A 22,789-nucleotide genomic window follows, 5' to 3' on the forward strand; every position below is an offset into this window, starting at 1 on the left:
GCCTGACTTGCTGGTGGACCGACACCGACAACCGCTTCGCACTGTCGCTGAGCGTGGCGCGGTGACCTAGGGGGTATCTCGTCGATCAGGCCGGATCAGGGAGCGGTGGCCGGCGGTGGGGGTACCTCCCACGCCGTTCAGACAGTGGGGGAGCATCTCAAGGCGCAGGAGGGAGTCGATGCGGAGCATCGGCGACCGACGACAACGCCGCGAGGCGCGGCGCCGGCCACCGCGAGCCCGGCATGATCGGCGAGACACCCTGCCTGTCCGGGAGGTCAGCCGAGGCCGGGGGCCAGTTCTTCGGTGATGCGTCGGGAGGCCTGGCGGGCCGCGGTGTGCGGGTCGGCGCCGTCGAGCACCTTGGTCATGTACTCCTTGATCGGGTTGTCGGCCTCGACGGCCGCCCACTGCGGCGTACTGGGGGTCGCCCGGCCGTGGGCGGCGCCGGCCGCCATGGCGGCGACCGCCTCCTCGCCGGCGACGGCCGGGGCGAGTGTCGTCTTGTTGGGGACGTAGTTCATCGTGCGGGCCAGGTCGGTGTCCCACTTGGTGCCGGTCAGGGCCGCGACGACGGCGACGGCGGCGTCCCGGTCGTCGGTGTTCCTCGGTACGACGAAGTCGGAGCCGCCGGTGAAGACGGTGCCCGGCCGTCCGGCGGTCTTCCCGGGCACGGGGAAGAAGCCCAGTTCGTCCTTGAGGGCGGGGTTCTGCTGCACGATGGCCTGGACGACCCCGGGCACGGCCACGATCTGGGCCACCTTCCCGCCCGCGAACACCCCGGCCTGCGGCGGATGCTCCTCGTCGGCGTCGGCCGGGCCCTTCCCGAGTGCCTGCAGCCGCCGGTAGAAGTCCATGCCGCGCAGGGCTGCCGGGGTGTCCAGGGCGCCCTTCCAGGTGTTGGCGGACTGCTTGGCGAGGTCGCCGCCCTCGTCCCAGATGAAGCCGGACAGCGTGTACCAGTCCTGTCCGGCCAGGTAGATGCCCTGGTTGCCACCGGAGTTGAGCTTCTCGGTGTCGGCGAGCCACTCGGCCCGGGTGCGGGGCGGGGAGGTGATGCCCGCCTTCTCGAACAGGTCCTTGCGGTAGATCACCACCCGGCTGGCTGCGTACCAGGGGATGCCGAACTGCGCGGAGTTGTCCAGTCCCGGCTCGGCGAGGCCGGGCAGCCAGTCCTGCATACCCCAGTCGCGCATCGACTCCAGGGTCAGGTTGGTCAGCCGGCCGCCCTCCACGTACTGGGCGACCTGTGTGTTGCCGACCTCGATGACGTCGGGACCGTCGTCGGAGGTCACGGAGAGCGCGGCCTGCACCTTCGGGCCGATGCCGGTCCACTGCTGGATACGGATGTCGAGGCGCAGATCGTCGTGGCTGCGTTCGAAGTCCTCGGTGAAGCGGCGCAGGAAGTCCTGCGACGCGCTGCCCTGCATCAGCCACACGGTCACGGTGTGCCGCCCGCCTCCACCGCCGGGCAGCACACCGCAGGCACTGACCAGGGAGGCGGACGCACAGACGAGGGCAAGAAGGCGACGTCTCACGAAGGGTCCTTTTCTGTCTGTGGACTTCTGTCTGTGGACAGGGAAGATCCCGACGTGGGGGGCCGAGCAGAAGGCTCGCACGGGCGTGCTGGGATTTTGGTATGGACCAATACCCAGGTCAAGTGGCACACCGGTCACGGTCCGCACATCTCGCGATCCGCCTCCGCATACGGCACGGTGGAGTGACGTGGGACACGCGCGTCACCGGCGCCTCACCGACGGGTGTGACGTCCCCCGTCACCGTCACCGTCCACGGCGCCCGGCATCCAGGCGTCGTCCGCGAGAGGAGCACCCGCATGACCGACCACATCTACCGGGTCACCGAGATCGTCGGCAGTTCGCACGAAGGGGTGGACGACGCCATCCGCAACGCCATCAACCGTGCCTCGCAGACCCTGCGCAACCTGGACTGGTTCGAGGTGACCCAGGTCAGGGGCCAGATCGAGAACGGGCGGATCGAGCACTACCAGGTGGGGCTCAAGGTCGGCTTCCGGATCGAGGACGCGGACTGAGGCCGGCCGGGGCCGCCGCGGGCAGCCCGGCACCCGTCAGGTCCGCCCCTCGCGCTCCTGCGCGATCTTCAGCTCGGCGGAGGGAGTCGCCCAGCGGGCGCGCAGGACGCGGAAGCCCGCCCCTTCGGCGTCCGCGCACACCAGCTCGTCGTCGTCCACGAGGACGCGGATCTCCCGGGTACGGGCGAGCCGGCGCAGGATCTCCAGCTTGGTGCGGCGGGCCGGCCTGCGGTCTTCGTCACGCCGCATGTGCACACGTCCCTCGGGCAGCCCGTGGGCGGCGAGCCAGTCGAGGGTGTCCCGGCGGCACCACTCGGGCCGCCCGGTGAGGTAGACGACCTCGCATTCGCGCGCACTGTCCAGGGCGAGCCGTACGCCCTCGGCGAGCGGGGGATCCTGGGGCGCGGCGGCGAAGAAGGCGTCCCAGTCCCGGGGCCGCTGCTCGAGGAACCGCTGCCGGTGCGCCGTGTCGGCGAGGGTGTTGTCCAGGTCGAACACGGCGAGGGGCCGCTGACCGCTGTCCTTCACACGCACAGCCTAGGGCCTTTCGTTTGGATCAGGCCGGATCAGGGAGCGGGGTCTGGTGCTGGGGACACCTCCCACGCCGTTCAGGCAGTGGGGGAGCATCGCAAGGCGGAGGAGGGAGTCGATGCGGAGCATCGGCGACCGACGGCGACGCGGCGAGGCGCGGTGCCAGACCCCGCGAGCCCGGCGTGATCCAAACGAAAGGCCCCAGGGCGCCCGGGCGCCGGGGCGCCGGGGCGCCGGGCGGAGCGGACAGGGTGCCGGGCACAGCGGGCGGGCCGCCGTCGGCGGCGGACCGCGTGCCGTCCGGATGCGGGGGCGGGCCCGGCGCCTGATGCTGGGAACATGTCCGGATCACTGCCCGTGACCGTGCACCCGCCCTCGCCGACGGGCGGCCGGCGCGTCCGTGTGGACGGCGAGATCCTGGGGCTGGCGTACAGCATCGCGGATGTCGCCGAGTTCCTGCGCCGGGCCGGCCTCGAGGTGGACCCCGCGGAGGTCTCGGTGTCCCCGCTGATCGACTGGCGCGGCGGCGGCCCCGAGTACTGGGGCCCGGAGACGGACGGCGCCTCCCCCGACTCCGACTGACCCCGCCGTCGCACCGCGCACCCCACGGCCTAACTCACCGCACCCCACGGCCCACCCCGCGGCACCCCACGGCTGCCCCACCGCACCCCACGGCACCCCACGGCGGCCCCACCGCACCCCACGGCCCACCCCGCGGCACCCCACGGCTGCCCCACCGCACCCCACGCCGCCCCACGGCACCGCGCGGGAATCACGGGCGTGCCCCCGCGTTGAACCGGGTGTGAGTTCCCCGATCGCGGCCACCCGCTTCTCCGTCCTGGACCGCTCCCGCACGCGCGAGGGCCACCCGCCCTCGGAGGCGCTGCGCGACACCGTGCGGCTGGCGCAGGAGGTGGAGCGCCTCGGCTACCACCGGTTCTGGGTCTCGGAGCACCACGGCGTGCCCGGCGTCGCCGGGTCCGCGCCGACGGTGCTGGCCGCCGCCGTGGCGGCCGCGACCCGCACGATCCGGGTGGGTACGGGCGGCGTGATGCTGCCCAACCACCAGCCGCTGGTGGTGGCCGAGCAGTTCGGTGTGCTGGAGTCGCTGTACCCGGGGCGCATCGACATGGGCCTCGGCCGTTCCGTCGGCTTCACCGACGGCGTGCGCAGGGCCCTGGGACGGGACAGGCACGCCGCCGAGGACTTCGAGGCGCAACTGGCCGAACTGCTCGGCTGGTTCGAGGGCACGTCCCCGACGGGGGTGCGCGCACGGCCCGCCGAGGGCCTGCGCGTGCCGCCGTTCGTGCTGGCGATGGGCGAGGGCGTCGCGATCGCGGCCCGCGCGGGCCTGCCCATGGTCATCGGTGACCTGCGCGACCGGGAGAAGATGCTGCGCGGCATCGAGCGGTACCGCGACGCCTTCCGCCCCTCCCCCTGGGCGCGGGAGCCGTACGTCGTGATCTCCGGCACGGTCGCGGTCGCCGGCACCCGCGAGGAGGCCCGCCGGCTCCTGATCCCGGAGGCCTGGTCCATGGCCCACGCCCGCACCCACGGAACGTTCCCGCCCCTGCCGCCCGCCGACCGCGTCGAGTCCCTGCCGATGACCGCGAAGGAGCGCGGCTTCTACGACTCCGGTCTGACCGGTCACCTCGCGGGCACCGAGGATCAGGTGGCCGACGAACTCGAGACCGTCCTGAAGCAGACGGGCGCCCAGGAGGTCCTGCTCACCACCAGCACGTACGATCATCACGCCCTGCTGGACTCCTACCGGCGGCTGGCGCGGGTCTTCAGCGCCTCCAAGGCGGTGCCGGGGCGGGCTTGACCCTCGACCTGGTCGAGGGCTCAGGGTTCCGGGTGTGGAGAGCGAGATGCGCAGTATCGGGGAGATGGCCCAGGAGAGCGGACTGAGCGTGAGCGCGCTGCGGTTCTACGACCGTGCCGGGGTGCTGGGCCCGGCCTGGGTCGATCCGGTGAGCGGCTACCGCTGGTACGAGCCGGAGCAGCTCGGCGAGGCGCGGGTGCTGGCCCGGCTGCGCCGGGCCGGAATGCCGCTGGCCGACATCCGGCTGGTGCTGGCCGGCTGGTCCGGCTCGGACACCGATCTGGTACTGACGCTTCTGCAGGCGCATCTACGCCGGCTCGAAGCGGGACTGTCCGATGCCCGCGGTGAGTTCTCCGCACTCCGAGCCCTGCTCGACCACCGGGAGAACCCCATGTCATCGCTCCGCACCGCCCCCGCCCGCCTGTCCCTGTCCGCGTCCGGGCTGGCCGCCGCGCTGGACGCCGTCCGCTTCGCGGTCAGCACCGACCCGGAGCTGCCGATGCTGGGCGGGGTCCTGTTCGACATCGAGGGCGACGGGCTCCAGGTCGTGGCCACCGACCGCTACCGCATGGCCGTCGGGCGCACCGCGACCGTAGGGTACGGCGATCGCCGCGTCCGGGTCGTCGTGCCCACCCCGCTGGTCGATGCGATGCGGGCCCTGCTGAGCGGCGACGAACCCGTCCGGCTCACCGTGGACGGCGACCGCGTCACACTCGAGGCGGGTGCCCGTCAGACGGCAGGCCAGTGCCTCGACCACGACTTCCCCGACTACCGTCGCCTCCTCCAGCTGCCGGCGGGACGCCGCGCCCTCGTCGATGTGCCGGACTTCCGGAAGGCGCTGGAAACAGGCCCTGTCCGGGTCGGTGAGGTGCGCGAGCAGGACGGCGTCTCCTGCGACCTGACGGTGCTCGGCGTCGCGGACGACGGCACGGTGACCGTCCGGGCGGACGGCGACGACGACCTGGGCCGTGTCGCCGTCAACCGCGCGTTCCTGCTGGAGGCACTGGCCTCCGGGGGCGACGACCGGCTGATCCTGGATTTCGGGGCTCCCACGGCCCCGGTGGCGATCCGCCGGCCCGGTGACGAGGACACGTTCTCCATCCTGATGCCGGTCCGTCTGGAGGACTGACCGCAACCGCTGGTCCCTACGGAACGTCGAGCCGTACCAGGGCCTCGCCGAAGGGCTCGCCGCTGCGGCGGGCGTACGTCATGCGCTCACGGACCTCGCGCGGGGTCCGCGGGCGATACCCCGGCCCGCCGCAGCAGCTCTTGTGGAAGCGCACGCCCGCGTGGAGCAGGACGGCGAGGACCCGCCAGGCCGCCCGGTCACGACGCGGGGGCGCGGCGAAGGCGGAGCCCGCATGGATCAGCGGCCGTGCACAGCGGGGGCAGATCCGCTCGGGCCTTTCCCGGTCGTAGGGCTGCTTGTAGGAGGCCCGGCAGGGCAGACAGACGAAGGAGGTCTTCGCGGACGGCATGTGCGCAGGTCAAGCACCCTCGGAGCCGCACGCCAGGCGGTTTCGGCCGGGGAGTCGGCCGGAGGCGAACTCCGGCCCGGCGATGCGCGTAGGATCGCGGGGTTTGCCCCTCGACCACCGCACCTCCGTACGGAGCGACCCCATGCACACCCCCCACGACCCGTACGTCCGAGTCCGCGGTGCTCGTGAGCACAATCTCAAAGGCGTTGACGTCGATGTGCCGCGGGACGCGCTGGCCGTGTTCACAGGGGTGTCGGGGTCGGGGAAGTCGTCGCTTGCGTTCGGGACGATCTACGCGGAGGCGCAGCGGCGGTACTTCGAGTCGGTGGCGCCGTACGCGCGCCGGCTCATCCACCAGGTGGGGGCGCCCAAGGTCGGAGAGATCACCGGGCTGCCGCCCGCGGTGTCGCTGGAGCAGCGGCGGTCGGCCCCGACCTCGCGGTCCTCCGTGGGGACGGTGACCAACCTCTCCAACTCGCTGCGCATGCTGTTCTCCCGGGCCGGTGACTATCCGCCGGGCGCCGAGCGGCTGGACTCGGACGCCTTCTCGCCCAACACGGCGGCCGGGGCCTGCCCGGAGTGCCACGGGCTGGGGCGGGTGCACCGTACGGAGGAGGAACTGCTGGTCCCGGACCCCTCGCTGTCGATCCGCGAGGGGGCGATCGCGGCGTGGCCGGGTGCCTGGCAGGGCAAGAACCTGCGGGACATCCTGGACGCGCTCGGGTACGACGTCGACCGGCCCTGGCGCGAGCTGCCCGCCGAGCAGCGGGAGTGGATCCTGTTCACGGACGAGCAGCCGGTGGTGACCGTGCATCCGGTGCGGGAGGCCGATCGGATCCAGCGGCCCTACCAGGGCACGTACATGAGCGCCCATCGGTATGTGATGAAGACGTTCGCCGATTCGAAGAGTGCGACGCTGCGGGCGAAGGCCGAGCGCTTCCTCGTCTCGGCGCCCTGCCCGGTCTGCGGTGGCAGCAGGCTGCGGCCGGAGGCGCTGGCCGTCACCTTCGCCGGGCGCACCATCGCCGAGCTGGCCGCGCTGCCGCTCGGCGAGCTGGCCGGGGTCCTCCAAGGCACCTCGGAGGCGGCCCGCGTCCTCACCGACGACCTGAAGTCCCGTATCGCGCCCGTCGTCGAGCTCGGCCTCGGCTATCTCAGCCTGGACCGGGCCGCGCCCACCCTGTCGGCCGGTGAGCTCCAGCGGCTGCGCCTGGCCACCCAGTTGCGCTCCGGGCTGTTCGGTGTCGTGTACGTCCTCGACGAGCCGTCGGCGGGGCTGCACCCGGCGGACACCGAGGCTCTGCTCACGGTGTTGCAGCGGTTGAAGGCCGCGGGCAACTCGGTGTTCGTGGTGGAGCACCATCTGGACGTGGTGCGCGGCGCCGACTGGGTCGTGGACGTGGGGCCGCGGGCCGGGGAGCACGGCGGGCGGGTGCTGCACAGCGGGCCGGTCGCCGAGCTGGCGGGGGTGGCCGGGTCGGCCACGGCCCGTCACCTGTTCGGCCGGGGCGGCGCGCCGGCGCGCCGGGTCCGGCCGCCGCGCGGGCAGCTGAAGGCCGGGCCGGTCACCCGGCACAACCTGCGCGGGGTGACAGCCGAGTTCCCGCTCGGTGCGTTCACCGCGGTCACCGGTGTGTCGGGGTCCGGCAAGTCCACGCTCATCGGGGCGATCACGGAGGATCTGGCCGGGGTCGGGCGGCTGGTCCGCGTGGACCAGAAGCCGATCGGGCGGACCCCGCGCTCCAACCTGGCCACCTACACCGGGCTGTTCGACGTCGTACGGAAGGTGTTCGCGGGCACCGGCACGGCCGGCGAACTCGGTTACGGGGTCGGGCGGTTCTCCTTCAACGTGGCCGGTGGCCGGTGCGAGACCTGCCAGGGCGAGGGGTTCGTCAGCGTGGAGCTGCTGTTCCTCCCCAGCACCTACGCCCCCTGCCCGGACTGCGGTGGGGCCCGGTACAACCCCGAGACGCTCCGGGTGACGTACCGCGGGCGGAACATCGCCCAGGTGCTGGACATGACAGTGGAGGGCGCGGCCGAGTTCTTCGCCGACACCCCGGCCGCGGCCCGCAGCCTCGGCGCCCTCCTCGACGTGGGCCTCGGCTATCTGCGTCTGGGCCAGCCCGCGACCGAGCTGTCCGGCGGCGAGGCACAGCGCATCAAGCTGGCCAGTGAGCTGCAGCGCGGGCGCCGCGGCCACACCCTCTACCTCCTGGACGAACCGACGACCGGTCTGCACCCGGCCGATGTCGAGGTGTTGATGCGGCAGCTGCACGGGCTGGTCGACGCCGGGCACACCGTGATCGTCGTCGAGCACGACATGTCCGTCGTCGCGGACGCCGACTGGGTCGTGGACCTGGGGCCGGGCGGCGGCGACGCGGGCGGCCGGATCGTGGCGGCGGGACCGCCGGCTCAGGTGGCCCGGGCGGAGGGAAGCGCCACGGCGCCCTATCTGGCGCGGGCACTGCGGCCCGGCACCGGGAGCGCCGAGGGGACTCGGGGCGGCATGGACGGCGGGGACCGCGAGGAGGGAGGCGAGACCCCGGAACGGGACTGACCGGACGCATCGGGAGGCTCAACGCATAGGTATCTTACGAGACTTGTCCCGAGTCGGCGCTCGTGGCTGCCGGGCCGTGTTGGATCATGGCCGCCATGACACGCACCTCTCGTCGCGGCCTGCTCGCCGCCTTCGCCGCCACCGCCGCCGCCGTTCCGCTCAGCGGCCTGGCCGCGGCTCCCGCCCGCGCGGACGCCGCCCCCACGACCGTGGACCCCCTGCCGGCGCCGGCGGGCCTGACCTCGGCCCGCTCCTCGGTGACCCTGCCTCCGCTGGACGCCTCCTACTTCACGCCGGTGACGCTGACCTCGCCGCTCACCGCCACTGTGCTGTCCGGGACCCCGGCCCGCACGGAGATCACCTCCGGTGGCAGACGCGTCGCTCTGCTGACCCACGGCGCCCGGACCGTGCTGCTGCCCGGCCCGCGAAGAACGTTCGCCGAGAACAAGCGCCCCTTCGTGGACGACTTCGGACGCACCTTGCCGGACACCACGCTGCCGGAGGCCGACCGGAAGTACTGGGGCACCTCGCCGGGCGGCGGCAGCTGGTCCACGCTCGGCCCCGACGTCACGGACTACTCGGTCGTGCCCGGCACCGGCATCATCGCCCTGACCACCGACTACGCCAGCCGTCACGCGACCCTGCGCGACGACGAGATCACCGACGTCGACGTGCGTTCCGTGGCCCGGTTCGACAAGGTGCCCACCGGGCAGGCGTGTTCGTACGCGCTGTCCTTCGGTTACCAGGACACCCACAACAACTACCGGGCCCGGCTGTCCTTCCTGACCACCGGAGCGGTCGAACTGCGGGTCGAGAAGGAGGTCGCCGACGCGGTCACCCAGCTCGCCTCCGCCATCACGCTGGCCACGGGCAACCCCGCCGGCACCGACTGGACGATCCGGGTGCGCCGCGAGGGCTCGCGGATCCGGGCCAAGGCCTGGCGCTCGGACGCGACGGAGCCGTCCGCGTGGGCCGTGGACATCAACGACTCGACTTTCGGCAAGGGCCGGGTGGGGCTGCGCGCCCTGGCCAACAACGGGTGCACGAACCTGCCGGTCAAGCTGTATGTCAGCCGCTTCGAGGTGGACGCCGCGAACTGGGACACCCCGCCGACCGTCACCCACGGCGACTGGGTGCGGGTGCTGCCCCAGCCCTTCGACGGCACCTGGACGGCGGAGCTGGAGCAGACGATCCGCGGCTGGGCCGGCTCCACCGTGCCGGACGTGCTGGCGTACGCCGCCATGTTCCTCGGCGGCGCTCCCGCGGTCACGGCCGGGGACGGGCCGGCGCAGGGCAAGCAGGTGCTGGGCGAGTCCGGTTACGGCTATCTGAACCCGCAGGGCTACCGCTACGAGGGCGCCGACTTCCACGAGTACATGGACGTCGGCTGGACGTTCCCCGACGGCACCTACACCGGTCCGTCCAGCAAGCAGGTCGGCAACATGGACTGCTCGGGCTACACGCGCATGGTGTACGGCTACCACATGGGCGTGCCGATGGCCGCGGGCGCGGACACCTCCGGGGAGCGGATACCGCGCAACTCCCGCTACATCGTCGACTACGCGCCCGGTGTCGTCATCGACCGGACCGACGGCACCAAGCCGCCCGCCGCGGCCCTGCTCCAGCCCGGTGACCTCGTCCTCTTCAACGCCGACTCCGGCGACGACAACCCGACCGTCACGGTCGACCACGTCGGGATCCATCTGGGCGCGGACGTGGCCGGCAAGCGCCGCTTCGTCTCCAGCCGCAAGACCGTCGACGGGCCCACCATGTCCGACCTCGGCGGCGCCTCGCTCCTCGACGGCACGGGCACCTACGCCACGGCGCTGCACACCGTGCGCCGCATCTGAGGAACCGCGCTCTCTGCGTGTTCACGCCACCAGGGAGTGTCTCGTCGATCAGGCCGGATCAGCCCGGCATGATCGGCGAGACACCCCCTAGGGCCGCGTGCGCCCACCGAGGTTCGCCGGTGCGGACCGGGTGGGCGGCGCGGGCCAGGGTGCGACGGTCCGGGTGGGTGCCGGGTGCGATGGCGGGCCGTACGTCGACCTCGGCCGTGAGGCCGCGGGCCGAGGCGACCCGCCACAGCGACGCGAGCAGGGAGTCGTCCCCCACGAAGGCCGGGGCGGTGCTGGCGGCCCCGCCGGCGACGCGGTAGCGGATGCGGACCGGCTGGACCGCTACGCCCGCGTCGAGGGCGGCCTGGAAGACGGCCCGGTGGAAGCGGCCCTCGGCCCGGCCGCACCAGGTGCTGCCCTCGGGAAAGGCCGCGACCGCGGTGCCGTCACGCAGCGCGCCGGCGATCAGCGCGACCGTGCCGGGCAGGGCGCGCAGCCGGTCCCGTTCGAGGAACAGGGCGCCGCCGCGGGCGGCGAGCGGGCCCGCCACCGGCCAGCGGCGGATCTCCGCCTTGGCCAGCATCCGGGCCGGGCGCACCGCGGTCAGCAGCGGGACGTCCAGCCAGGAGATGTGGTTGGCGACCAGCAGCAGGCCGCCGGTGGGCGCGGCGGCGCCGGCGATCCGTACCCGGACTCCGCAGGCCCGTACGATCGCCCGGCACCAGCGCCGGATCCAGCCGGCCGGGACCCGGCCGCCGAGCGGCGCCAGCACCACCCCGGCGAGCAGCAGGGCCGCGACCGCCGCCAGCCGCAGCACGGCGCGCGGCAGAGCTGCCGCCGGCCCCGTCGTCTCCACGCACGCCGTGGGGGTGCAGGGCGCTCCGGGCAGCCAGACGCTCATCGGACGGCCGGCAGCAGGGACAGGAAGTGGCGCAGATAGCGCGGGTTGATCCGGCGGATCGACAGCAGCACGTAGAGGTCGGCGACGCCGAAGTCCGGGTCGTGGGCGGGCTCGCCGCACACCCAGGCACCCAGGCGGAGGTAGCCGCGCAGCAGGGCGGGCAGCTCGGTGCGTGCGGCGGGCGGCTCGGTGCCCGGGATCCACGGCAGCAGGGGCCGTACCCGGAACTCCTCCGGCGCCAGGTGCCTGGCGCGGACCCGGTCCCAGGTGGCGGCGGCCACGGTGCCGCCGTCGGCGAGCGGGATCGAGCAGCAGCCGGCGAGCCAGTCGTGGCCGTGGTCGACCATGTAGCGGGCTATGCCCGCCCAGATCAGGCCGATCACCGCGCCGTCGCGGTGATCGGGGTGCACGCAGGAGCGGCCCACCTCCACCAGGTGGGGCCGGATCGCATCCAGCGGGGCGAGGTCGAACTCGCCCTCCGAGTACAGGCGTCCGGCGATCGCTGCCCGCTCCGGCGGCAGCAGCCGGTAGGTGCCGACGACCTGCCCCGTCGTCTCCTCGCGCACCAGGAGGTGGTCGCAGTACGCGTCGAAGGCGTCGATGTCGTGGCCGGGCTGCGGGGTGGTCAGCAGGGCGCCCATCTCGCCGGCGAAGACGTCGTGGCGCAGCCGCTGCGCGGCGCGTACGTCCGCCTCGTCGCGGGCCAGGGTGACGGTGTAGCGGGTGGGTGCCGCGGGCTGCGGGGGACGGTCGAGGGTGGAAACGCCGGTCATGGCTGACTCCTGGGCACGGGCCGGTTCGGCGACGGGGGTGGCGGGGCCGTGGCGTACGGCCCCCGCCCCTGTTCTTCCGATGCCGGTTGGCGCGCGCGTGACCTGTGCCGGGAGAGCAGATGTGGGGATGCTGAACGGCGGGTCGAGGACGCTCAGCCCTCCTTGGTCACGCACCCGGCGAGCAGCCGCCCTGCCTCCTCCCGGTCCAGGACGCGCTCCAGGACGAGGCCGCCGGTCATGTGCGGGAAGAACCGGCCGGCGGGCCAGCTACGCTGGTAGGACGGCGGGTCGAGGACGAGCAGCCGTACGCCGTCCACGACGGGGATGTCCGAGGGGGTGCCCTCGTTCCAGATCCATTCCCCGGTCGGGGCGACGAGGTCGAAGGAGCCGGTGGTGGGCACCTGCCCGGGCTGGTCCCGGCAGACGGCCGCCTCCGCGGCGGACGGGGCCCGGCCGGGTATGTGGCCGCCGCCGACGAGGACGTCGGCGAGCAGGGTGTGCAGCTGGAAGTTGTCCCCGATGCCGCCCATCCGGAGCGCGTAGCCGGTTCCGGTGGGGCGGTGCAGGACGACCAGCGGTTCGTCGTCCAGCACGAGCAGGGCGTACACCAGGCACTTGAAGTCGTGCCCGGAGGCCTTCTGAACCGGGCGTACGGCCGACAGCAGCCGGTTGCGCAGGGCGTCGCCGAGCGTGGTGCGCACCTCGGGGCGGTTCAGCACCGCGACGGACGCCATCTCCCACTGGGGCAGCGTCCACCAGCCCTGGGCCGCCTCCCAGCCGGCCCGCTCGACGACGGCGGGGTCCGGATCGCCGGGGTCCGGTTCGGGGAAGTCCCCTCCCCCGGTCGCCGCCCAGCGCTCGCAGAACTCGCCGGCGTCGGCCAGCGCGCCGGCGAGCCCGTCGAAGACGTACGAGGCGCACCGGCGTGCGTCCGCACCCCGCTCCACGCAGGCGCCGACCACCACGGCGATCACCCCGCGCGGCCCCGGCGGGACCTCGGACAGCAGCGCGGCCAGGCGCGGGCCGGCCGCCGCGATCTCCTCGTCGCCCGCCTGCTGGAAGTGCCGGTGAATCTCCTGGAACGCCTGCGTCGACCGGTCACCGTCCCGGTCGAGCACCGCGGCCTCGAACGCCGTGACGGCGTCGAGGAACCGCTCCCTCCCCTCGTTGCCGAAGATCATGCGGGCACCCTACCGCCGCCCACTGACAACGGTGCCTGGCGGGACCGGGGTTGAGCACCACGCCCGGTCCCGCCCGTCCGCACCCTGTCGGCGAACGCCTATCGCTTGGCGACCTTGCGGGTCGCCCGCAGCCACTCCTTGTTCATGCTGGTGATGGACATCAGCGGGATGCCCTTGGGGCAGGCGGTGGCGCACTCGCCGGTCAGGGTGCACCCGCCGAAGCCCTCCGCGTCCATCTGCGCCACCATGTCCAGCACGCGGGTCTCCCGCTCGGGCGCGCCCTGCGGCAGCACGTTGAGGTGGTTGATCTTGGCGGAGGTGAAGAGCATCGCGGCGCCGTTCGGGCAGGCCGCGACGCAGGCCCCGCAGCCGATGCACTCCGCGTGCTCGAAGGCGAAGTCGGCGTCCGCCTTCGGCACCGCTGTCGCGTGGGCCTCCGGCGCGGAACCGGTCGGCGCGGTGATGTAGCCGCCGGCCTGGATGATCCGGTCGAACGCCGAGCGGTCCACGACCAGGTCCTTCACCACCGGGAACGCCGCGGCCCGCCACGGTTCGATGTCGATGGTGTCGCCGTCCCGGAAGGACCGCATGTGGAGCTGGCAGGTGGTGGTGCGCTCCGGCCCGTGGGCGTCGCCGTTGATGACGAGGCTGCACGCGCCGCAGATACCCTCGCGGCAGTCGTGGTCGAAGGCGACCGGCTCCTCGCCGGAGAGGATGAGCTGTTCGTTGAGGACGTCCAGCATCTCCAGGAAGGACATGTCGGGCGAGATGCCGTCCACCTCGTAGGTGGACATGGCGCCGTCGGCGTCGGCGTTCTTCTGCCGCCAGACGCGCAGGGTGAGCTTCATGCGTAGCTCCGCTGGGTGGGGTGGACGTACTCGAAGACCAGGTCTTCCTTGTGCAGGGCAGGGGCCTCGCCCGTACCCGTGAACTCCCAGGCGGCCGCGTAGCCGAACTCGTCGTCCTTGCGGGCGGCCTCGCCGTCGGCGGTCTGGGACTCCTCGCGGAAGTGGCCGCCGCAGGACTCGGAGCGGTGCAGGGCGTCGAGGCACATGAGCTCGGCGAGCTCCAGGTAGTCGACGATGCGGTTGGCCTTCTCCAGGGACTGGTTGAGTTCCTCGCCGGTGCCGGGCACCTTGATGCGCCGCCAGAACTCCTCGCGGATCTGCGGGATCCGGTCGAGCGCCTTGCGCAGGCCCTCGTCGGTGCGGGCCATGCCGCAGAACTCCCACATCAGTTCGCCGAGTTCGCGGTGGAAGGAGTCCGGGGTGCGGTCGCCGTCGACGGAGAGGAGCAGGTTCAGCCGGTCCTCGGTCTCGGCCAGGACCTCCTGGACGACCGGGTGGCCGTCGGTGACCGCGTCCTGGTGCGGGTGGCGGGCCAGGTAGTCGTTGATGGTGGCCGGCAGGACGAAGTAGCCGTCGGCCAGGCCCTGCATCAGGGCGGAGGCGCCGAGGCGGTTGGCGCCGTGGTCGGAGAAGTTGGCCTCACCGACGGCGAACAGGCCGGGGATCGTGGTCTGCAGGTCGTAGTCGACCCACAGGCCGCCCATCGTGTAGTGCACGGCGGGATAGATCCGCATGGGCACCTCGTACGGGTTCTCCGCGGTGATCCGCTCGTACATGTCGAAGAGGTTGCCGTACTTCTCCTCGACCTTCTTCCTGCCCATCCGCTTGATGGCGTCGGCGAAGTCCAGGTACACGCCTTGTCCGCCGGGGCCGACGCCGCGGCCCTCGTCGCAGACGTTCTTCGCGGCGCGGGAGGCGATGTCGCGGGGCACGAGGTTGCCGAAGGACGGGTAGATGCGCTCCAGGTAGTAGTCGCGCTCGTCCTCGGGGATCTCGTTCGGCGGGCGGGTGTCGCCCTTGGCCTTGGGCACCCAGATACGGCCGTCGTTGCGCAGCGACTCGCTCATCAGCGTCAGCTTGGACTGGTGGTCGCCGGTGCGCGGGATGCAGGTGGGGTGGATCTGGGTGAAGCAGGGGTTGGCGAAGTAGGCGCCGCGCCGGTGCGCCCGCCAGATGGCGGTCGCGTTGGAGTTCATGGCGTTGGTCGACAGGTAGAAGACGTTGCCGTAGCCGCCGGAGGCGAGGACGACGGCGTCCGCGAAGTAGGTGTCGATCTTCCCGGTGATCAGGTCGCGGGCGACGATGCCGCGGGCGCGGCCGTCCACGACGATCAGGTCCAGCATCTCGGTGCGCGGGTGCATCTCGATGTTCCCGGCGGCGATCTGCCGCGACAGCGCCTGGTAGGCGCCCAGCAGCAGCTGCTGGCCCGTCTGGCCGCGGGCGTAGAAGGTGCGGGAGACCTGGACGCCGCCGAAGGAGCGGGTGTCGAGCAGGCCGCCGTACTCGCGGGCGAACGGCACGCCCTGGGCCACGCACTGGTCGATGATCTCCACGGAGATCTGGGCCAGGCGGTGCACGTTGGACTCGCGGGAGCGGAAGTCGCCGCCCTTGACGGTGTCGTAGAACAACCGGTGGATCGAGTCGCCGTCGTTGCGGTAGTTCTTGGCCGCGTTGATGCCGCCCTGCGCGGCGATGGAGTGGGCGCGACGCGGGGAGTCCTGGTAGCAGAACTGCACGACGCGGTAGCCCTGTTCGGCGAGGGTGGCGCCGGCGGAGCCGCCGGCCAGACCGGTGCCGACGACGATGACCGTCTGCTTGCGGCGGTTGGCCGGGTTGACCAGCTTGGCCTCGAAACGGCGCTTGTCCCAGCGCTCGTTGATCGGGCCGGCGGGGGCCTTGGTGTCGGCGACCGGCTCACCGGTCGTGTAGTCCAGGTACGAGGTCATGTCAGCTCACCAATCCGGTCATGACGCCCACGGGAATGGAGATGAAGCCGGCCGTGAGCAGCAGTGCGAGAAGGTTGGCGGTGGCCTTCAGGGCACGGTCGCGGGTACGGCTGCCCGCACCCAGGGTCTGGGCGGCACTCCAGAAGCCGTGCCGGATGTGCAGGCCGAGAGCCAGCATCGCGACGATGTAGATGACGTTGCCGTACCAGGTCGAGAAGGTGTCGACGATGTTCTCGTACGGGTGGGCGTCCTGGAAGCCGCCGGGGTGCACGGTGCCGGTGGTCAGGTCGAGGATGTGCCAGACGATGAACAGCCCGAGGATGACCCCGCCCCAGCGCATGGTGCGCGTGGCGTAGGTCGCCCGCGGCTTCTTGTGCACGTACGTGCTGGGACGGGCCTTGATGTCGCGCCGGCTGAGCTGGTACGCGCTGACGGCGTGGGCCACGACGGCGACCACCAGCACGGCGCGGACCAGCCAGAGCGTCCACATGCGGTGCATGAACGGTTCGCCCACATTGCGGAGCCAGACGGCGTAGTCGTCGATCGCCTCGAGCCCGAAGAACACCTTCAGGTTCCCGTACAGGTGGAGGACCAGGTACAGCAGCATGATCAGCCCGCTGACCGCCATCACGGTCTTCTTGCCGACGGTCGAGTCCCACACGGTGCGCGCCATGGACGGCCGTCGGTCCGTCCGCGTTGCCAGAGCCATGCGCATGACGCTAGGGCCGAAGGACCCCATCGGTCCAAGACATGGTGCGGCTTGTTTCGATAGGAGCTGGCTATGATGGCACGGTGCAGTTCCAGCAGCTCCAGTACTTCGTGGCGGTCGCCGAGACCCGGCACTTCACCCGGGCCGCCGACCTGGTGCACGTCGCCCAGCCCTCGCTCTCCCAGCAGATCAAGGCGCTGGAGCGGGAGCTGGGCGCGGACCTGTTCCTGCGGGCGCGCGGCAACATCACGCTCACCGACGCGGGCGAGGCGCTGCTGCCGCTGGCCCGGCGCATCCTCGCCGACGCGGACACCGCCCGGCACGAGGTGCAGGAACTGGTACAGCTGCGCAGCGGCCGGGTACGCCTCGGGGCGACCCCGAGTGTGTGCACGGGCCTGCTGCCGGACGTGCTGCGCGCCTTCCACGACCGCTACCCCGGCATCCGGCTGCTGGTGGAGGAGGGCGGCTCGCACGACCTGGTACGGGAGCTGGCCCGCGGCGCCCTCGACCTGGCCCTGGTGGTCCTGCCGCTGCCCACCCCGTCCCCCGCGCTGACCACGGTGGAGCTGCTGCGCGAGGACCTGGTGGTGGTGTCGTCGCCGGAGGCGCCCGTGCCGGGCGGTTCGGAACGGCGGACGGTGCGGATCGCGGACCTGGAGGGCGAGCGCCTGGTGATGTTCCGCCACGGCTACGACCTGCGCGAGCTGACCGTGGCCGCGTGCCGGGCCGAGGGCTTCGAGCCGGAGTTCGCGGTCGAGGGCGGCGAGATGGACGCTGTGCTGGGCTTCGTACGGGCCGGTCTCGGCGTCGCCGTGGTGCCGCGCATGGTCGCCGCCCGCTCCGGGCAGGGGCTGCGCGTCACCCCGCTGGCCCGCCCCGGCCTGTACCGCACGATCGCCCTGGCCCACCGCAGCGACGTGGCCCCGCCGCGCGCCGCCCGGGAGCTTCAGCGGATGCTGCTGGAGCGGTGAGCCGGTGCCGCGTCCGCCGCGTTCAGGCGAGGACGGCCGGCTTGAGCACCTCCTCGCACCACTGGCGGAAGCCGGTGGGCGCGGTGTCGGGGGTGCTCGGCTGCGAGGCTCCGTAGAAGCCCTGTTCCTCGAGCGCCCAGGCCATGTCGGCCACGCCCTGCGCCCAGCCCTCGGACGCCCCGGAGCGCAGCACGGCCGCCTTGTAGTCCGCGATGCTCATGCGCTGCACGCGCACCGGCCGCTCGAGGACCTCGGAGAGAACCCGCGCCATCCCCTCGGGGGTCAGCGCGTCGGGTCCGGCCAGCGGAACGTCGCCGTGCCCGCTCCAGGAGCCGTCGAGCAGCAGCCGGGCCGCCGTGGCGGCGATGTCACGGGTGGCGCAGGTGCGTACGACTCGGTCCTCGGGCGCGGCCAGGCGGAACACGCCCTGGGCGCGGATCGACTCGGCCTGGCCGAGCAGGTTCTCCATGAGGAACGGGGGGCACAGCGCACGGTAGTGCACGCCGGTGGCCCTGATCCGGTCGTCCATGGCCAGCGACGCCGAGATCTGGCCGGCGTTCTGCGCCACCCCGCGGCCCAGTGTGGAGACGGCGACGACCCGTTCGACCCCCTGGGCGTCGATCACCTTGCACAGCGCCTGAGTGAAGGTGCGGAAGTGCTCCTCCGCGCTGTCGGCGCCGGGCGTCGGGGGCACGAGCCAGAACACCTGGTCGGCACCGTCGCACGCCGCCGCGAGGACCTCGGGATCGGCGTGCGAGCCCTGGAACACCTCGGCGCGGTTCCGCGCCGACGGCGCCAGGCGTGCCGGGTCGCGGGCGATCACCCGGAGCTGCCCCGTGGTGTCCGGGGTGTCGAGCAGGCGGTCGAGAAGCTGACGGCCGATCTGGCCGGTCGGGGTGGTCACTACGATCACGGGAATCTCCAGAGTCCGGAAGTCGCGAAGGGAACGGATCGACAGGTCGATGGGTCAACGGATCGACGGATCGACGGATCGATCCTGCGCTCCGGGCGGCCGCGGCTGAAGGATCGATCCGCTCCTGGTCGTTACCCTGAAGGCAATACCGATCTCAGGGGGATGACGTGGAGTCCCGTCCGCTGCGCTACTTCGTCGCCGTCGCCGAGGAGCTCAACTTCGCCCGCGCCGCCGAACGGCTGGGCATCTCGCCGCCGCCCCTGTCCCGGGCGATCCGCCGGTTGGAGACGGAGCTCGGCGTCACCCTGTTCGAGCGGACCACCCACAGTGTCGCGCTGACCCCGGCCGGCGAGGTGCTGCTGGCGGAGGCGCGGATCGCGCTGGACGCGCTGGAGGCGGCCGGGCACCGGGCGCGCCGTGCGGCCGCCCCGGCCGGCGGCCTGGTCCTGGCGGTGAAGGCCGACGGCGACGCCGGTCTGCTGGAACCGGTCCTCGAGCGCTACGCGGCCGACCCGGCCGCGGTCCCGGTCACCGTCCGCCTGTGCGCATGGCAGGAGTCGCCCCGGCTGCTGCGCCGCGGCGAGGCCGATGTCGCCCTGGTCCACGAGCCGTTCGACCGCACCGGCCTGGACAGCGAGACACTGGCCGTCGAGCCGCGCGTCGCCGCGCTGGCCTCGAACGACCCCCTTGCCGCCCGCGACCGTCTCGCCCTCGAAGACCTCGGTCTGCGCCCCGGGGAGCTCCACCGGTTCCTCGACGGCAGGCGGAGCAGGGGCCGCGACCTCGCCCAGCTGCTGACGCTCGTGGCGCTGGGCGAGGTGATCAGCCTGCTGCCCGCCTCCGTGGCCGACCGCTATCCGCGCCCCGGGGTCGTCTACCGCCCCGTCACCGACGCCCCGCCCGCGGTCGTGGCGATCGCCTGGCCGCAGCAGTCGCGTTCGAGGGCCACGGCCGCACTCGTCCGGGCGGCCGTCGCGGTGGCCGAGGACTCATGCGGACAGGCCCTCGACGTTTGGGGTCAGCCCCAGGACGCACGCCGACGGGCCGAGGGCGCACGCGGGCAAGCTGAGGGCGCACGCCGGCAGGCCGAGGGGGCGCGCGCACAGCCCGAGGAGGCGCCGTTCGTGCGCCCGTGAGGGTCAGCCCGTCGCGTCCGCCAGGGCCAGTTCGTGCAGGCGGTCCGGGGGGCCGGGGCGGGCGTAGTACCAGCCCTGGGCGGTGTCGCAGCCCAGTATGCGCAGCTGTTCGGCCTGGGCGCCGGTCTCCACACCCTCCACCGTGACGGCGAGGTCCAGACTGTGGGCCAGCGCCACGATCCCCTCGACGATCTTGAGGTCGACGGGGTCGGCCGGGAACTGCTGCATGCCCCGGGTGAAGGAGCGGTCCAGTTTCAGCACGCTCACCGGCAGCCGGCGCAGGTTGGCCAGGTTGGAGTAGCCGGTGCCGAAGTCGTCCAGGGCGATGTCGACGCCCATCTCGGCCAGCCGGCGCAGCGGTTTGAGCAGGTCGTCGTCCGCGCCGATGAGCGCCGACTCGGTGACCTCCAGGCACAGCGCGTCGGGGGCCACGCCGGTGCGCTCCAGGATGTCGACGGTGTCCTGGACGAGGCCGGGGTGGGTGAGCTGGCAGGGCGAGAGGTTGACGTTGATGCGCAACGGGCCCCCGCTCCCGTCGCCGTAGCGCTCGCGCCACTCACGGGCCTGGCGCACCGACTGCTCCATCACCCAGCGGCCCAGCGGCACGATCAGCCCGGTGTGCTCGGCGAGCGGGATGAACCGGTCCGGTCCGAGCACGCCGTGCTGCGGGTGCAGCCAGCGCACCAGCGCCTCGGCGCCGCGCACACTGCCGTCGCCGAGGTGCACCAGCGGCTGGTACTCGATGAAGAACTCGCCCCGGTCCAGGGCGGTCGGCAGGGCCGTGGTCAGCCCGTGCCGGGTGATGGTGCGGGCGTCGGCCTCGGGGTCGGCCAGCTCGAAGCGGTTGCCGCCCGCCGACTTGGCCCGGTACATGGTGATGTCGGCGCTGCGCAGCACCTCCGCCGCGCTGCGCTCCCCCACGGGACCTTCGACGACGCCGATGCTGCCGCGCACCGTCAGCTCCCGGCCGTCGATGCGGATGGGTGCCACGAGCGCGTTCATGATGCGCGAGGCGAGCTCGTCGACCTCGCGCTCGGTGTCGGGTCCGGTGGTCAGTGCCACGAACTCGTCGCCGCCGAGCCGGGCGACCATCTCGCCGGGCGCGGTCGCGCACGCCTGCAACCGGTCGGCGACCTCCACCAGCAGCCGGTCCCCGGCCGCGTGCCCGAGGCTGTCGTTGATGGTCTTGAAGCCGTCCAGGTCGAGGTAGCACAGGCCGAAGCGGTGGCCGTCGCCCGCGTTCAGCGCCTTCTCCAGGCGTTCGAAGAACAGGGTGCGGTTGGGCAGTCCGGTCAGCGCGTCGTGCGTGGCCTCGTAGCGCAGCCGCAGGTTGAGCAGCCGCCGCTCGGTGGTGTCCTCCATGAGGGCCAGCTGGTACTGGGGGTTGCCGTCGGGGTCACGGAGCAGGGAGACGGTGAGGTTGGTCCACAGGACCGTGCCGTCGGGCCGGTAGAAGGCCTTCTCCACGTGGTAGTGCTCGCGCTCCCCGCGTACCAGCTCCTCGTACAGCCGCCAGACCTGCGGGGCGTCCTCGGCGTGCGTCCAGTCCCGGACGTTGCGCAGCCGCAGGCTCTGCTCGGACCCGCCGAACATGCGCAGCAGCGCGCCGTTGACCTGGAGGACGTTGCCCTCCAGGTCGGCGATGCCGATGCCTATCGCCGCGCCTTCGAACACCGCCCGGAAGCGGGCCTCGCTGGTGTGCAGCGCCTGCGCGACCACGCCCTGGGCACGCAGCGCGGCCTGGGCGATCGCCTCCTGCTCGGCGAGCGTGCGTTCGCGCAGGGCCCGTGCGAACCCGGCCGCCATGGCGTGCTGCAGCCGCGCGCAGCGCGCCCGCAGGTCCTCCTGGTCGCCGCCCTCGCCGCAGTACAGCACCAGATAGGCGTCCACGCAGTCCAGGGAGCGGCTGAGCGCCTCCGGGGCGGTGCAGTGGGCGTCGACCAGCGCGGCGCCGACCGCCTCGCCCTCACCGGCGTCGAAGGCCCTGGCCCGCAGCGCCCGGCTCAACCTGGCGGCCAGCGGCAGCAGTTGCTCCGCGAACTCCGGGCGGGTCAGCGAGGTGGAGGTCACCGGGAAGACCGCCCGGCTCCAGATCGTCGTCAGCCGGCGGAGTCTGCCCTCCGGCCCGTCCGGTTCCGCGATCACGCCGTACGCCCGCCCGTTCGCCCGCCGGCGCGCCCCACGCCGGCGAATCCGGAGAAGGCATAAGGATCCTCGTCCTCCGGCGCCGTCTCGGGCCGCCAGAGGGGCATCGGCACCAGTCCGGGTTCCACCATGTCGTACCCCTCGAAGAACCGCGCGATCTCCTCGCGCGAGCGCATGATCAGCGGATTGCGAATGTCCTTGTACACGTCGACCGCGCCCTCGCTCCGCTCCGGCGGCAGCGGTATTCCCTCGTACGAGGCATGTGTGAGGACGAGCAGGCTGCCGGGCGCGAGCGCGTCGCGCAGCTCGGCGACCGCACCGTACGGGTCGTCCGTGTCTTCCACGAAGTGCAGTATGGCAACGAGAAGCAGCGCCACTGGCCGATTCAGGTCGATCAGCCGCTGCAATCGGGGGCTCGCGAGGATCTCCTGGGGCTTGCGCAGGTCGGCCGCGACCACGTCCGCGGCATCGTTGTCCGCCAGGACCGCCTCGCTGTGGGTGACCGCCACCGGGTCGTGGTCGACGTACACGACGTGGCTGCCGGGGTGGGCGGCCTGGGCGACCTCGTGGACGTTGCCGAAGGTGGGGATGCCCGAGCCGATGTCCAGGAACTGGGTGATGCCCTGGTCCGCGGCGTGGCGCACGGCGCGGCGCATGAACGCCCGGTTCGCCTGCATGATCTTGGGCAGCCCCGGCATGAACTCCATGGCCTTGCGGGCGGCTTCCCGGTCGACCTCGAAGTTGTGCGAACCGCCCAGGTAGTAGTCGTAGATGCGAGCGACGCTCGGCACCGAGATGTCGATGCTCCGTGGGGCCCAGGCGGGACGCTCCATCTTCTCTCCACAACGCAGGCGATCCGGTGTTCGAGCTGAGGCTACTGATCGCCCGCCAAAGGAGCGAGCGGAAACGGAAATTGACCATCCGTTCCCGGTCACCACCTGCGCTCACACCACCCTGCCCGTGCCCGTATCACGGTGGGTTGCGCCGATT

General features: G+C 72.6%; 20 protein-coding genes. 8 read left to right on the forward strand and 12 right to left on the reverse strand.

The annotated features are described in order from the left end of the window. Positions 1-275: 275 nt before the first annotated feature. Positions 276-1,535 carry an extracellular solute-binding protein gene (locus R2S09_RS32240; RefSeq protein WP_306191731.1) on the reverse strand — a complete coding sequence of 420 codons (1,260 nt, stop codon included), beginning with the start codon at positions 1,533-1,535 and terminating at the stop codon, positions 276-278. Between the two features lie 296 nt (positions 1,536-1,831). Here R2S09_RS32240 and R2S09_RS32245 point away from each other — a divergent pair, with 296 nt between their 5' ends. Further along, positions 1,832-2,047, forward strand: a complete 216-nt coding sequence (locus tag R2S09_RS32245; protein WP_306191730.1) for a dodecin — start codon at positions 1,832-1,834, stop codon at positions 2,045-2,047. 36 nt (positions 2,048-2,083) lie between these two features. Here the strand turns inward: R2S09_RS32245 and R2S09_RS32250 are convergent, their stop codons facing one another. Beyond that, positions 2,084-2,575, reverse strand: coding sequence for a hypothetical protein (locus R2S09_RS32250; RefSeq protein ID WP_316744842.1), 492 nt, complete (start codon positions 2,573-2,575; stop codon positions 2,084-2,086). 342 nt (positions 2,576-2,917) lie between these two features. On the opposite strand from R2S09_RS32250, the gene R2S09_RS32255 reads away from it, so the two are divergent. The 3 genes from R2S09_RS32255 to R2S09_RS32265 all read left to right on the forward strand — a co-directional run bounded on the left by R2S09_RS32255 (position 2,918) and on the right by R2S09_RS32265 (position 5,532). Then, on the forward strand, positions 2,918-3,160 hold the full coding sequence (locus R2S09_RS32255; protein ID WP_316744843.1) for a hypothetical protein: 243 nt from the start codon (positions 2,918-2,920) through the stop codon (positions 3,158-3,160). 220 nt (positions 3,161-3,380) lie between these two features. Further along, positions 3,381-4,403, forward strand: coding sequence for an LLM class flavin-dependent oxidoreductase (locus R2S09_RS32260; protein WP_306191727.1), 1,023 nt, complete (start codon positions 3,381-3,383; stop codon positions 4,401-4,403). A gap of 46 nt (positions 4,404-4,449) precedes the next feature. After that, the gene (locus R2S09_RS32265; protein WP_316744846.1) at positions 4,450-5,532 is read left to right on the forward strand and encodes a MerR family transcriptional regulator; all 1,083 of its coding nucleotides are present in this window, start codon (positions 4,450-4,452) and stop codon (positions 5,530-5,532) included. Positions 5,533-5,548: 16 nt separating this feature from the next. Here the strand turns inward: R2S09_RS32265 and R2S09_RS32270 are convergent, their stop codons facing one another. After that, entirely contained in the window at positions 5,549-5,881 is a 333-nt protein-coding gene (locus tag R2S09_RS32270) for a deoxyxylulose-5-phosphate synthase (RefSeq protein ID WP_316744848.1), read from the reverse strand. A gap of 142 nt (positions 5,882-6,023) precedes the next feature. Here R2S09_RS32270 and R2S09_RS32275 point away from each other — a divergent pair, with 142 nt between their 5' ends. Together R2S09_RS32275 and R2S09_RS32280 are read left to right on the forward strand one after the other, a co-directional pair. Then, positions 6,024-8,438 (forward strand): excinuclease ABC subunit UvrA, encoded by a 2,415-nt coding sequence (locus R2S09_RS32275; protein WP_316744849.1) that lies wholly within the window; start codon positions 6,024-6,026, stop codon positions 8,436-8,438. 95 nt (positions 8,439-8,533) lie between these two features. After that, a complete protein-coding gene (locus tag R2S09_RS32280; RefSeq protein ID WP_316744851.1) occupies positions 8,534-10,288 on the forward strand; it encodes a hypothetical protein in 1,755 nt (584 codons plus the stop codon). Between the two features lie 58 nt (positions 10,289-10,346). On the opposite strand, the gene R2S09_RS32285 is transcribed toward R2S09_RS32280, so the two are convergent. The 6 genes from R2S09_RS32285 to R2S09_RS32310 all read right to left on the reverse strand — a co-directional run bounded on the left by R2S09_RS32285 (position 10,347) and on the right by R2S09_RS32310 (position 16,598). Continuing rightward, the gene (locus R2S09_RS32285) at positions 10,347-11,177 is read right to left on the reverse strand and encodes a lysophospholipid acyltransferase family protein (protein WP_316744852.1); all 831 of its coding nucleotides are present in this window, start codon (positions 11,175-11,177) and stop codon (positions 10,347-10,349) included. Then, on the reverse strand, positions 11,174-11,950 hold the full coding sequence (locus R2S09_RS32290) for a GNAT family N-acyltransferase (RefSeq protein ID WP_316744854.1): 777 nt from the start codon (positions 11,948-11,950) through the stop codon (positions 11,174-11,176). The genes R2S09_RS32285 and R2S09_RS32290 overlap by 4 nt, the downstream gene beginning before the upstream one ends. Before the next feature lie 152 nt (positions 11,951-12,102). Beyond that, positions 12,103-13,131: a hypothetical protein gene (locus R2S09_RS32295; RefSeq protein ID WP_316744855.1), complete on the reverse strand. Its 1,029-nt coding sequence runs from the start codon at positions 13,129-13,131 to the stop codon at positions 12,103-12,105. A gap of 98 nt (positions 13,132-13,229) precedes the next feature. Continuing rightward, positions 13,230-13,979, reverse strand: coding sequence for a succinate dehydrogenase/fumarate reductase iron-sulfur subunit (locus tag R2S09_RS32300; protein WP_306191719.1), 750 nt, complete (start codon positions 13,977-13,979; stop codon positions 13,230-13,232). Then, a complete protein-coding gene (locus R2S09_RS32305) occupies positions 13,976-15,925 on the reverse strand; it encodes a fumarate reductase/succinate dehydrogenase flavoprotein subunit (RefSeq protein WP_316744858.1) in 1,950 nt (649 codons plus the stop codon). Before R2S09_RS32305 ends, R2S09_RS32300 begins: the two co-directional genes overlap by 4 nt. A gap of 1 nt (position 15,926) precedes the next feature. Then, the gene (locus tag R2S09_RS32310; protein ID WP_306191733.1) at positions 15,927-16,598 is read right to left on the reverse strand and encodes a succinate dehydrogenase; all 672 of its coding nucleotides are present in this window, start codon (positions 16,596-16,598) and stop codon (positions 15,927-15,929) included. 119 nt (positions 16,599-16,717) lie between these two features. Between R2S09_RS32310 and R2S09_RS32315 the strand changes: the two genes are divergently transcribed. Then, a complete protein-coding gene (locus tag R2S09_RS32315; RefSeq protein WP_306191717.1) occupies positions 16,718-17,605 on the forward strand; it encodes a LysR family transcriptional regulator in 888 nt (295 codons plus the stop codon). 22 nt (positions 17,606-17,627) lie between these two features. Here R2S09_RS32315 and R2S09_RS32320 read toward each other — a convergent pair whose 3' ends face one another. After that, positions 17,628-18,518, reverse strand: coding sequence for an NAD(P)H-binding protein (locus R2S09_RS32320; RefSeq protein WP_316744860.1), 891 nt, complete (start codon positions 18,516-18,518; stop codon positions 17,628-17,630). Between the two features lie 167 nt (positions 18,519-18,685). Here R2S09_RS32320 and R2S09_RS32325 point away from each other — a divergent pair, with 167 nt between their 5' ends. After that, a complete protein-coding gene (locus tag R2S09_RS32325; RefSeq protein WP_306191715.1) occupies positions 18,686-19,654 on the forward strand; it encodes a LysR family transcriptional regulator in 969 nt (322 codons plus the stop codon). Between the two features lie 3 nt (positions 19,655-19,657). On the opposite strand, the gene R2S09_RS32330 is transcribed toward R2S09_RS32325, so the two are convergent. Beyond that, positions 19,658-21,799 (reverse strand): bifunctional diguanylate cyclase/phosphodiesterase, encoded by a 2,142-nt coding sequence (locus tag R2S09_RS32330; RefSeq protein ID WP_306191714.1) that lies wholly within the window; start codon positions 21,797-21,799, stop codon positions 19,658-19,660. Then, on the reverse strand, positions 21,796-22,632 hold the full coding sequence (locus R2S09_RS32335) for an SAM-dependent methyltransferase (RefSeq protein ID WP_306191713.1): 837 nt from the start codon (positions 22,630-22,632) through the stop codon (positions 21,796-21,798). The genes R2S09_RS32330 and R2S09_RS32335 overlap by 4 nt, the downstream gene beginning before the upstream one ends. Between the last annotated feature and the right edge of the window lie 157 nt (positions 22,633-22,789).

It is taken from the genome of Streptomyces sp. MK7 (assembly GCF_032658145.1).
GTDB lineage: Bacteria > Actinomycetota > Actinomycetes > Streptomycetales > Streptomycetaceae > Streptomyces > Streptomyces spiralis.

What these genes read in the sequence shown, in the direction of transcription:
- R2S09_RS32270 (WP_316744848.1), bottom strand. Translation starts at nt 5,881, where the DNA reads ATGCCGTCCGCGAAGACCTCCTTCGTCTGTCTGCCCTGCCGGGCCTCC.
- R2S09_RS32300 (WP_306191719.1), bottom strand. Translation starts at nt 13,979, where the DNA reads ATGAAGCTCACCCTGCGCGTCTGGCGGCAGAAGAACGCCGACGCCGAC.
- R2S09_RS32245 (WP_306191730.1), top strand. Translation starts at nt 1,832, where the DNA reads ATGACCGACCACATCTACCGGGTCACCGAGATCGTCGGCAGTTCGCAC.
- R2S09_RS32275 (WP_316744849.1), top strand. Translation starts at nt 6,024, where the DNA reads ATGCACACCCCCCACGACCCGTACGTCCGAGTCCGCGGTGCTCGTGAG.
- R2S09_RS32295 (WP_316744855.1), bottom strand. Translation starts at nt 13,131, where the DNA reads ATGATCTTCGGCAACGAGGGGAGGGAGCGGTTCCTCGACGCCGTCACG.
- R2S09_RS32255 (WP_316744843.1), top strand. Translation starts at nt 2,918, where the DNA reads ATGTCCGGATCACTGCCCGTGACCGTGCACCCGCCCTCGCCGACGGGC.
- R2S09_RS32310 (WP_306191733.1), bottom strand. Translation starts at nt 16,598, where the DNA reads ATGGCGCGCACCGTGTGGGACTCGACCGTCGGCAAGAAGACCGTGATG.
- R2S09_RS32335 (WP_306191713.1), bottom strand. Translation starts at nt 22,632, where the DNA reads ATGGAGCGTCCCGCCTGGGCCCCACGGAGCATCGACATCTCGGTGCCG.
- R2S09_RS32285 (WP_316744852.1), bottom strand. Translation starts at nt 11,177, where the DNA reads ATGAGCGTCTGGCTGCCCGGAGCGCCCTGCACCCCCACGGCGTGCGTG.
- R2S09_RS32290 (WP_316744854.1), bottom strand. Translation starts at nt 11,950, where the DNA reads ATGACCGGCGTTTCCACCCTCGACCGTCCCCCGCAGCCCGCGGCACCC.
- R2S09_RS32305 (WP_316744858.1), bottom strand. Translation starts at nt 15,925, where the DNA reads ATGACCTCGTACCTGGACTACACGACCGGTGAGCCGGTCGCCGACACC.
- R2S09_RS32280 (WP_316744851.1), top strand. Translation starts at nt 8,534, where the DNA reads ATGACACGCACCTCTCGTCGCGGCCTGCTCGCCGCCTTCGCCGCCACC.
- R2S09_RS32265 (WP_316744846.1), top strand. Translation starts at nt 4,450, where the DNA reads ATGCGCAGTATCGGGGAGATGGCCCAGGAGAGCGGACTGAGCGTGAGC.